We start from the raw sequence: 2128 nt of genomic DNA on the forward strand, positions 1-2128 counted from the left end.
GCCAACTTGTCTTTTAACTTTGCAATATTTTTTATCTTCAAAGTGAAGTTTTACTTTTTCTAATATTTTCATGTTGTGGATTTTTGCGCAAACTTGGCAGCATTACAGCTAACGTCCCGCCGGCTTTATGTCAGTGGCGGATTTTTTGTTACTGACGTTTACAAATATACCGAAAAGAGTGAAAGAAAAAAGTGAATTTTTATGCAAGAAGTGCGAGCACAAACTTTTCCAAAAAATCCCAAGCGCCGCCATTGCATAAAACCGCTGTTATGCACAGTTTTTATTTTGCCTTATCAATTATTTCTGTTGCCATTTTTAATATTCTTTGATGTTGTTTTTGATATGTAAATTCTAATAGCATTTCAAGAATTTCAAATGCATTTAAAATGTCTTCATTCTGAACATTTCCAACATGGCTACCTTCATTACCTATTATTTTTAAGGCTAATAAGAGTTTCGAAATTTTTACATTTTTCTTGGAAAAATGTTCAATTCTCGAGTGTAAAGTTTTGAATGTTTGTTTTTTTCCGGCTTTTGTTTTTCTACTTTTTGGAGCCTTTAAATCGTCTAAAATTAGCTCAATTGCATTTCTAATTCTATTTGCACTTGAAGATAAATCATTAAAGTAGTGAGAAAAAGCAAAATTAATTTGTTCTTTAACTTCTTTTGGAATTGTTTTGTTAATTGGGAAAAGCTTTAAGTTTGGGAAAAAGAACTTTGGGTAATAAGTGGATATGCGACGTTCTAAATAACCTCCGTCTGGTTGTTCATCTCCAATTACAATATCGCGTAAACAACTTCCCGATATTATAACTATTTCGTTACACTCAGCGTTTTTGCATATTAGTATTCCGCTAAAGAGATGGTCTATTCCATTGTTGTAATTGTAGTATTCCATATCTTTTCCATATGGTGTAATACTTAATATTCTTTCTTTCAATGTTAAGACACCAGTATTACAAAATGGGCAAGGATAATTACTTGGATTATCGTGATTAAAATATTTTCTACTCCAAAGTTCTCTATTCATGATAAAGGTATTGTTTATCCTTTGATTATTGGTTTTTTAGGTTCTTCTTTTGGCAGTACTGGTTTTTTAGGTTCAGTAATAATCGGTTTTTTAGGTTCGGTAATAATAGGCTTTTTAGGATCTGTAATCAACGGTTTTTTTTCTCCTACTTGTTCTTTCATAATTGAATGATTTTTATTGGTTATAATTTCGTTTTTTTAAAATTGTGCATAACGTCCCGCCGGCTTTGAGAAGGTGGGGACTTTTGTTCCTTCAGTTTGTTTTATTACCAAGCCAAATATACAAAAAGAAGTTTCGGTTTTTCCCTAAAACCCCACTTTCTCAAAACCGCTGTTGTGTGCAGGTTTTTATCTCCAATCTACATTATATTCCATATAATCTAAAAAGCCATTTGTTTCAAATAAAATATCGTATCCTTGGCTTGTTAAATAATAATGACAAACTTTAACTTCATTATTACGTTTTGGAAAAGTTAGAACAGCAGGACACATCTTAGCTTTATCTACTTTCTTTACAATTAAATCGTAATCTGAATCAATTTTCTTTTTACTAAAAAAACCAAGCGACCTGTCATTTATGAATCGAGCAATTTTTATTGATTGAATAGGATAGGTTATGAGCTCATATTTAATACCTTCATATTCAGCACATTTTTCATTAAAAGTAGACGAAATAGTAATGCTGTCATTAGTTATATTTTTAACAACACTTGATTTGTATCTTTTGTTATCTGCGAATTCCAAATCATATATTGCTTCCATTCTAATTATAAATCCTGCATTAGTTGGTTTGGATGGAGTATAATCAGAAATTGTTTTTCCCTTTTTTTGAATAATCAAAATATTTCCAGGCCGATATTTACAATCATAGTGTTTAAGATATTCCGCTTCTCCTTGAATTGTATCATTCTGTGAATACAAATTTGAAGTTATAATTAGCATTAAGAGGTATAATATTTTCCTGTACATTTTTATTCTTAGATTTAATTACGTTTTTAGTCGTTAGTTTTTGTATTGTCCTAAAATAGTTGACAAATATTCAGGTTATAAATTTAGGCTAATATACGTTTTTTCTTATTTGATTTGTACGACTTATAAA

Annotated in this window: 3 protein-coding genes; all 3 read right to left on the reverse strand. The window is 30.0% G+C overall.

Annotated elements, in window-relative coordinates:
• Positions 1-280: 280 nt before the first annotated feature.
• A complete protein-coding gene (locus BLQ05_RS13535) occupies positions 281-1030 on the reverse strand; it encodes a DUF4145 domain-containing protein (RefSeq protein WP_023577687.1) in 750 nt (249 codons plus the stop codon).
• 14 nt (positions 1031-1044) lie between these two features.
• A complete protein-coding gene (locus tag BLQ05_RS13815; protein ID WP_023577688.1) occupies positions 1045-1191 on the reverse strand; it encodes a hypothetical protein in 147 nt (48 codons plus the stop codon).
• Between the two features lie 186 nt (positions 1192-1377).
• On the reverse strand, positions 1378-1998 hold the full coding sequence (locus tag BLQ05_RS13540) for a hypothetical protein (RefSeq protein ID WP_238321160.1): 621 nt from the start codon (positions 1996-1998) through the stop codon (positions 1378-1380).
• Between the last annotated feature and the right edge of the window lie 130 nt (positions 1999-2128).

Source organism: Flavobacterium saliperosum (genome assembly GCF_900100625.1).
GTDB classification, from domain to species: Bacteria; Bacteroidota; Bacteroidia; order Flavobacteriales; family Flavobacteriaceae; genus Flavobacterium; species Flavobacterium saliperosum.

Coding starts and splice junctions, on each gene's coding strand:
- BLQ05_RS13535 (WP_023577687.1), bottom strand. CDS start 1,030: ATGAATAGAGAACTTTGGAGTAGAAAATATTTTAATCACGATAATCCA.
- BLQ05_RS13815 (WP_023577688.1), bottom strand. CDS start 1,191: ATGAAAGAACAAGTAGGAGAAAAAAAACCGTTGATTACAGATCCTAAA.
- BLQ05_RS13540 (WP_238321160.1), bottom strand. CDS start 1,998: ATGTACAGGAAAATATTATACCTCTTAATGCTAATTATAACTTCAAAT.